This is a genomic window from Stutzerimonas sp. R40042 (assembly GCF_026642215.1).
Classification (GTDB): Bacteria; Pseudomonadota; Gammaproteobacteria; order Pseudomonadales; family Pseudomonadaceae; genus Stutzerimonas; species Stutzerimonas frequens.
Genome location: NZ_CP113258.1, coordinates 4659097 through 4666542 on the forward strand (window position 1 = coordinate 4659097; position 7446 = coordinate 4666542).

The following is a 7446-nucleotide window of genomic DNA, read 5'->3' on the forward strand; positions in this document are numbered from 1 at the left end:
CGGGTCATGAAGTGCGGCGCAGTATCAGCAGATGGCGCTGGCCTTGGCAACCGGGAACCTTGAGTACGTGACAGGCATCGAGGCGGAAGTCCGCTGGCAGTCGCTGCAGCTCGTCGTCCGGCTGCACGCCTTTCATCGCCAGCCAGCGCGTTTCGGTATCGCTCAGATGGCGTGTCCAGCTGGCAAAGTCCTCCAGCGAGCTGAAGGCACGCGAGGTGATGCCGTCGAAAGCGATGGCTGGCTGGAACTGCTCGACACGGCTGTGCACCACCTCGAGATTGGTCAGTTTCAGCTCCAGCTTCACCTGGGTGAGAAAGCGCGTCTTCTTGCCGTTCGAGTCCAGCAGGGTGAAGGCCAGCTCGGGGAACATGATCGCCAGCGGCACGCCAGGCATGCCGCCACCGCTGCCGACATCCAGCCAGTTGCGCCCACCTTCGGCGACGAAGGGCACCACGCTCAGGCTGTCGAGCAGGTGCCGCGACACCATCTCGTCCGGGTCGCGGACGGCGGTCAGGTTGTAGGCCTTGTTCCACTTGATCAGCAGCGCCAGGTAGGCCAGCAGCAACTGTTGCTGATGATCGTCCAGCGGGATGCCGAGCTGTCTTGCGCCGCGGACGAGTTCTTCGGCGTGGGATTCGCTGACCAGACTCATCAGGCGCTCTGCTCCAGCTGCTGACCGGCGCTGCGCTTCTTCAGGTGGATCATCAGCAGAGACACCGCAGCGGGAGTGACCCCGGGAATACGTGAGGCCTGGCCAAGCGTCTCGGGGCGAGCCTGGCCGAGCTTGTGCTGGATTTCCTTGGACAGCCCCGGGATGGTCGCGTAATCGAGATCTGCCGGCAGCGCGACACTCTCGCTGGCGCGCAGCTTCTCGATCTCGTCCTGCTGCCGCTCGATGTAACCGGCGTATTTGGTCTTGATCTCGACCTGCTCGGCGACCTGAGGATCCGGTTCGCCCGGCCCGGTCAGTTCGATCAGGCTCTGATAATCGATTTCGGGACGAGCGAGCAGATTGAGCAGGTTGTACTCGCGGGCCAGCGGACTGCCGAAGCGTTCGGCGATGGCATCGCCCTGCGGCGTGCCCGGGCGCACCCAGCTGTTCTTCAGGCGCTGTTCCTCGCGCTCGATGCCCTCGCGCTTGGCGCAGAACGCCGCCCAGCGGGCGTCGTCCACCAGCCCGAGCTCGCGGCCCTTCTCGGTCAGGCGCAGGTCGGCATTGTCCTCGCGCAGGATCAGCCGGTACTCGGCGCGCGAGGTGAACATGCGATACGGCTCCTGCGTGCCGAGGGTGATCAGGTCATCGACCAGCACGCCGAGGTAGGCCTCATCGCGTCGCGGGCACCAGCTGTCCTTGCCCTGCGCGCGCAAGGCGGCGTTGGCTCCCGCGAGCAGCCCCTGGGCGCCAGCTTCTTCGTAACCGGTGGTGCCATTGATCTGACCGGCAAAGAACAGCCCGCCAATGACCTTGGTCTCCAGGCTGTACTTGAGATCACGCGGATCGAAATAGTCGTACTCGATGGCGTAGCCCGGCCGCACGATGTGCGCATTCTCCATGCCGCGGATGCTCTGCACGATCTGCAACTGCACGTCGAACGGCAGCGAGGTGGAGATGCCGTTGGGATAAAGCTCGTGAGTCGTCAGGCCTTCCGGCTCGAGGAAGACCTGATGGCTGTCCTTGTCGGCAAAACGATGAATCTTGTCTTCGATCGAAGGGCAGTAGCGCGGTCCCACGCCTTCGATCACGCCGGAATACATCGGCGAGCGATCAAGGTTGGCGGCGATGATCTCGTGAGTACGCGCGTTGGTGTGGGTGATCCAGCAGCTGACCTGCGGCGGATGCTGCTCCCGGCTGCCGAGAAAGGACATCACCGGCAGCGGCGTGTCGCCAGGTTGCTCGGTCATCTGCGAAAAGTCTACCGAACGGCCGTCGATACGTGGCGGTGTGCCGGTCTTCAGCCGGCCGACGCGCAGCGGCAACTCGCGCAAGCGCTTGGCCAAGGCGATCGAAGGCGGATCGCCTGCACGTCCGCCTGAATAATTCTGCAGACCTATGTGGATAAGTCCGCCAAGAAAGGTTCCTGTGGTCAGCACCACTGACGTGGCGAGGAAACGCAGCCCCATCTGGGTGACGACGCCACGGACCTCATTCTGCTCGACGATCAGGTCGTCGGCCGCTTGCTGAAATATCCACAGGTTGGACTGGTTTTCCAAGGCTTCGCGAATGGCTGCCTTGTAAAGCACCCGGTCAGCTTGTGCACGGGTGGCACGCACGGCTGGTCCCTTGCGGCTGTTGAGCACACGAAACTGGATGCCGCCCTTGTCGGTCGCGGTCGCCATGGCGCCGCCCAGAGCGTCGATTTCCTTGACCAGATGACTCTTGCCGATGCCACCGATGGCAGGGTTGCAGCTCATCTGGCCGAGGGTTTCCACGTTGTGGCTGAGCAGCAGGGTCTTCACGCCCATGCGTGCCGCTGCCAGCGCAGCTTCGGTGCCGGCATGGCCGCCGCCGATAACGATCACGTCAAAACGGGAAGGGAAGTCCACCACGCACCTCGTGCCTGTCTAGATGGGAGTTTGGGAAACCGCGAAGTATAGGGATTTAGCCGGAGCTAAAGAAGGGCTCTGAGCAAAAAATGACCAACCATTCGACGGAGGTACGTCAGTGGGTAAACATAGAAATAGAGAAGAAATAGATAAGAAGCTTATTTTTATGTTTATGTATGGTGGAGTACCGTTCTGTGGATAAGCCTCTGAAGCCCGCGTCGCTCTAGTTCTCCAGGGAAGGATAAGCCTGTGCTTCGGCTGGGTGTTAGCCGTGTGAACGCGGCGCGCATCCTGTGGATTAAAGGTCTAGTTATGCACACATGAATTTGTCACCCGCTTTTAAGATGACTTTTCTACTGTCTTCAGGCGGGCTTTTCCACAGGGCTCATTGACGGCACACGGGCAGCCGAATGCCTGCGCTGGGTTTCTACAGCGCGACGTTGTGAGTTGTGGGTGAAGGGAAAGGAAGTGAAGCGGGCGTGATCAACGCCCGTTCTGAGTCATTTACCGATGCAGAAGCTGGAGAAGATTCGCCCGAGCAGGTCGTCCGAGCTGAACGCTCCGGTAATCTCGCCGAGCGCCTGTTGTGCCAGGCGCAGATCCTCGGCCAGCAACTCGCCCGCGCCGGCCAGTGTCAGTTGGGCATGCCCATGCTGCAGGTACTGGTCGGCCAGACGCAGTGCGTCCAGATGGCGGCGCCGAGCGCTGAAACTGCTTTCAGAAGTCTGCTCGTAGCCCATGCACTGCTTGAGGTGTTCGCGGAGCAGCTCGATCCCTTCACCTGATCGGGCGCACAGGCTCAGGGTTGCCTGTCCGCTGTCGTCAAAGCGAATCGCGATCGGCTCACCGCTCAGATCGGCTTTGTTTCGGATCAGCGTCACCCGGTTCGGTGCCGGGCTGAACTCGAGAAACTCCGGCCAGAGGGCCATGGGATCCAGCGCTTCAGGTGCACTGGCATCGACCATCAGCAGCACTCTGTCCGCTTCGCCGATGGCGTTGAGCGCACGTTGCACGCCGATGCGCTCGACCTGATCGTCGGTGTCGCGCAGACCGGCCGTGTCGACGACATGCAACGGCATGCCATCGATGAGGATGTGTTCGCGCAGCACGTCGCGGGTGGTCCCGGCAATGTCGGTCACAATCGCAGCCTCGCGGCCCGCGAGTGCATTGAGCAGGCTGGATTTACCGGCGTTCGGGCGTCCCGCGATCACTACCGTCATCCCGTCCCGCAGCAATGCACCCTGGCCGGCCTCCCGCAGCACTGTGGATAACTCTGCTCTCACGGCATTCAGCTGCGCCAGGACATGCCCATCGGCGAGGAAGTCGATCTCTTCCTCAGGAAAATCGATCGCCGCTTCTACGTAGATACGTAGCTGAATCAACTTCTCGGTCAGTTGGTGCACGCGGCGAGAGAATTCGCCCTGCAGCGAACGCACCGCGTTGCGCGCTGCCTGTGCCGAGCTCGCTTCGATGAGATCGGCGATTGCCTCGGCCTGGGCCAGATCCAGCTTGTCGTTGAGAAAGGCGCGCTCACTGAACTCGCCTGGTCGAGCCAGACGCACGCCGAGTTCGACGCAGCGCTGCAGGAGCATGTCCAGAACAACCGGGCCACCATGCCCCTGTAGTTCGAGTACGTCCTCACCGGTGAACGAATGCGGGCCTGGAAAGAACAGCAGCAAGCCCTCGTCGATCACCTCGCCATCGTCTGCGTGAAATCCACCGTAGTGCGCATGCCGTGGTGTTGGCTCACGACCGGTCAGGGTAATGGCGATGGCCTTGGCCCGTGGCCCTGAGACCCGGACGATACCGACCCCTCCGCGCCCCGGGGCGGTAGCGACGGCGGCTATGGTGTCGCGAACTGGATTCATGCGGCCTCCTTTCTGGATCGCAGATAGCAGAACGCCCCAATCAAGGGGCGTTGTGCATGAGCATCTGAGGCGTCAGGCGGGCTTCGCCGCGGCCTCGATCTTGCGGGTAATGTACCACTGCTGAGCGATGGACAGGACGTTGTTGACCACCCAGTACAGCACGAGACCGGCAGGGAACCAGAGGAAGAAGAAGGTGAAGATGATCGGCAACAGCTTCATCACCCGAGCCTGCATGGGGTCCGGCGGAGTCGGGTTGAGCTGCTGCTGAATGAACATGGTCACGCCCATGATGATCGGCAGAATGAAGAACGGATCCTTGATCGACAGGTCGGTGATCCAGAACATCCAAGGCGCCTGGCGCATCTCGACGCTTTCCAGCAGGACCCAGTACAACGCCAGGAACACCGGCATCTGCACCAGGATCGGCAGGCAGCCACCCAGCGGATTGATCTTTTCCTTCTTGTACAGCTCCATCATCGCCTGGGACATCTTCTGGCGATCGTCGCCATGCTGTTCCTTCAGCGCCTGCATCTTCGGTGAGACCGCGCGCATGCGAGCCATCGACCGGTAACTAGCGGCAGAGAGCGGGAAGAAGGCGAGCTTGATGACGATGGTCAGCACGATGATCGACCAGCCCCAATTGCCGAGCAGCGCGTGGATATTTTCCAGCAGCCAGAAGATCGGCTGGGCGATGAACCAGAGAATGCCGTAGTCGACCGTCAGACGCAGACCCGGCGAGAGCTCTTCCAGTTTGTCCTGGCTCTTCGGGCCGGCATACAGCGTGGCGCCGGTCTCACCCTGAGCACCGGCCGGCACGGTGACCGCCGGGCCGGTGAAACCGATGATGTAGTTGCCCTGGCTGTCCTTGCGGGTCTGCACCTGGTTGGTGTCGTCCGCCTGCGGGATCCAGGCGGTGACGAAGTAGTGCTGCAGCCAGGCGATCCAGCCGCCCTGCACGCTTTCGCGCAGGTTGCTTTCATCCATGTCGCCCATGGAGACCTTGCGATAGGGCTCGTCCTTGGTCCACAGCGCGGCACCCAGATAAGTGGCGGTGCCGGTGGCGGTGCTCGAGGATGGGTCGCCGCTGTTGTCGCGCTTGAGCTGGCCGAACAGATAGCCGGTCCAGGGCTTTTCACTCTGGTTGTCGATCAGGTAGTTGACCTTCAGCGCGTAGTTGCCTCGCTCCAGAGTAAAGCGCTTGGTGTAGTTGACCCCATCGGCGCTGTAGTTCAGGTCGACAACCAGCTCATCCTGCCCTTCGGCCAGTCGATACTCGGTTTTCTCGCTGCTGTACTGCGGACGGCCGCTGGCCTTGTCCGGACCATCGCCAATCAGGCCGCTCTGCGCTTCATAGGTACGCTCGCCGCTGCGCTCGAACAGCTGGAACGGCACATCGGGCCGATCCTGACGGCGAGGATACTGCGGCAGATGCAGCTCGACGATGTCCCCGCCACGCGGATCGATGGCCAGATCCAATACGTCGGTGCGCACCCGAATCAGTTGACTACTCGGTGCGCTGGCTGGCAGGGCGCTGGCTTGCTGCTGACCGGCCACGGCCGGGACGTCATCAGCATTGCCTTCGGTCGTCGCACTCGGGCTGTCCGGCAGTGCCGGAGCGGCTGGCTGGCTTTGCGCGGTTTCGGTCGGCAAAGCTGCCTGACCGTAATCCTGGTTCCACTGAAGAACCATCAGGTAGGCAACGACTGCCAGAGCTACGAGCAGTATCGAGCGTTTGATATCCATGGTTACTCGGCCATCGGAGATGAATTGGAAGTGTTGTGAGGAGGCACAGGATCGTAGCCACCAGGGTTCCACGGGTGGCAACGCCCCAACCTGCGCAGGCTCAGCCAGCCGCCACGCAACAGACCATGGGTTTCGATGGCCTCTAGTGCATAGCAGGAGCAGCTTGGATAGAAACGACAGTGACTGGCCATCATCGGACTGATGGCGTACTGGTAGACCTTGATCGAAGCAATGGCCAATTTACGCATGGGTGCTGTTGGCGGCTCCAGGTTCGACGGCGGCCTTGGCTGGGTTGCGTGACAGTCGCTTCCAGAGCTTGGCGAACTGCTTCGCCAGTTCGGGATTGTCCAGATCAGCCAATCCCTTGCGGGCGATGATCACGATGTCCCAGCCCGCCAATTCCAGTTGGTGGTGACGAAAGGTTTCCCGTATCTGCCGCTTGATGCGGTTACGTTCCACCGAAAGCTTGACGCTTTTCTTGCCGATCACCAACCCGAGGCGGGGGTATTGCAGATCGTTCTCGCGTGCCAGCAGCAGGACGTTCCTGCCAGGCACCTTACCGGAAGGGGAGTCGAAGACTGCCTTGAATTGGCGGGGAGTCAGCAGACGCTTTTCCCGGCCGAAGCCCCGACTCACTACCTGTTCCGATATCAGACGGTCAGACGCTTACGGCCTTTGGCGCGACGGCGGGACAGAACTTGACGACCGTTCTTGGTGGCCATGCGGGCACGGAAGCCATGGGTACGAGCGCGCTTGATGGTGCTGGGTTGGAAAGTGCGTTTCATGGTGCGATTACCTGGTGATCCATTGCGGGCCGGAATGGCCCCCTTTTAAGAGACCGGCGATTGTAGAGAAGCTGTCCAGCCAGGTCAATTTCCAACCAGTTCCGCCGAGCCAGAAAATAGATAAGAAAGAAAAGAAATATAAGCTCTTAAGATGTAATGCTTATGTATGTACCCACCACGATCTGTGGATACCTTTCTGCAGGCTCTACGCAGCAAGGGTTGCAGCGATTGCAAACCAGGTGGAAAAGCGGTGCGGCAGGGGTGGGGAGCCTCTGTGCAGCCTGGGGATGAAACCCGGATATATCCACAGCGGACATAGCTCATCGCTTTCCCACAGGGTTGAACACCGCCCTTATGCGGGGTTATCAACAGGCTTGCAGGATGGATTTGCATTCTGTCTGGTAAAGCGGAATCGCAGTGGCACGGGGCGGGTTCTTGTGGATAACCAGCCGGTGCACAGCTACAATGGCCGCCGTCTTACCTCGACAGAGTCGATAGGAGCTTCC

General features: G+C 61.0%; 7 protein-coding genes. All 7 read right to left on the minus strand.

The features are described 5' to 3' along the window. Positions 1 to 4 precede the first annotated feature (4 nt). The 7 genes from rsmG to rpmH all read right to left on the minus strand — a co-directional run bounded on the left by rsmG (position 5) and on the right by rpmH (position 6940). The gene (gene rsmG / locus OUY36_RS21940) at positions 5 to 652 is read right to left on the minus strand and encodes a 16S rRNA (guanine(527)-N(7))-methyltransferase RsmG (protein WP_267936081.1); all 648 of its coding nucleotides are present in this window, start codon (positions 650 to 652) and stop codon (positions 5 to 7) included. Beyond that, positions 652 to 2544, minus strand: a complete 1893-nt coding sequence (gene mnmG, locus OUY36_RS21945) for a tRNA uridine-5-carboxymethylaminomethyl(34) synthesis enzyme MnmG (protein ID WP_267936083.1) — start codon at positions 2542 to 2544, stop codon at positions 652 to 654. The genes rsmG and mnmG overlap by 1 nt, the downstream gene beginning before the upstream one ends. Before the next feature lie 500 nt (positions 2545 to 3044). Next, the gene (gene mnmE / locus OUY36_RS21950; RefSeq protein WP_267936085.1) at positions 3045 to 4412 is read right to left on the minus strand and encodes a tRNA uridine-5-carboxymethylaminomethyl(34) synthesis GTPase MnmE; all 1368 of its coding nucleotides are present in this window, start codon (positions 4410 to 4412) and stop codon (positions 3045 to 3047) included. A 72-nt stretch (positions 4413 to 4484) separates the two neighbouring features. Further along, positions 4485 to 6155: a membrane protein insertase YidC gene (gene yidC, locus OUY36_RS21955; protein ID WP_125867548.1), complete on the minus strand. Its 1671-nt coding sequence runs from the start codon at positions 6153 to 6155 to the stop codon at positions 4485 to 4487. Between the two features lie 2 nt (positions 6156 to 6157). Then, entirely contained in the window at positions 6158 to 6403 is a 246-nt protein-coding gene (gene yidD / locus OUY36_RS21960; RefSeq protein ID WP_063540255.1) for a membrane protein insertion efficiency factor YidD, read from the minus strand. Further along, a complete protein-coding gene (rnpA, locus tag OUY36_RS21965; RefSeq protein WP_063540256.1) occupies positions 6396 to 6791 on the minus strand; it encodes a ribonuclease P protein component in 396 nt (131 codons plus the stop codon). The genes yidD and rnpA overlap by 8 nt, the downstream gene beginning before the upstream one ends. A gap of 14 nt (positions 6792 to 6805) precedes the next feature. After that, positions 6806 to 6940, minus strand: a complete 135-nt coding sequence (gene rpmH, locus OUY36_RS21970; RefSeq protein ID WP_003290924.1) for a 50S ribosomal protein L34 — start codon at positions 6938 to 6940, stop codon at positions 6806 to 6808. Positions 6941 to 7446: the final 506 nt, after the last annotated feature.

Bases quoted from the DNA above. Each gene is read 5' to 3' on its own strand.
- rsmG (WP_267936081.1), bottom strand. From the start codon at position 652: ATGAGTCTGGTCAGCGAATCCCACGCCGAAGAACTCGTCCGCGGCGCA.
- rpmH (WP_003290924.1), bottom strand. From the start codon at position 6,940: ATGAAACGCACTTTCCAACCCAGCACCATCAAGCGCGCTCGTACCCAT.
- yidD (WP_063540255.1), bottom strand. From the start codon at position 6,403: ATGCGTAAATTGGCCATTGCTTCGATCAAGGTCTACCAGTACGCCATC.
- mnmE (WP_267936085.1), bottom strand. From the start codon at position 4,412: ATGAATCCAGTTCGCGACACCATAGCCGCCGTCGCTACCGCCCCGGGG.
- yidC (WP_125867548.1), bottom strand. From the start codon at position 6,155: ATGGATATCAAACGCTCGATACTGCTCGTAGCTCTGGCAGTCGTTGCC.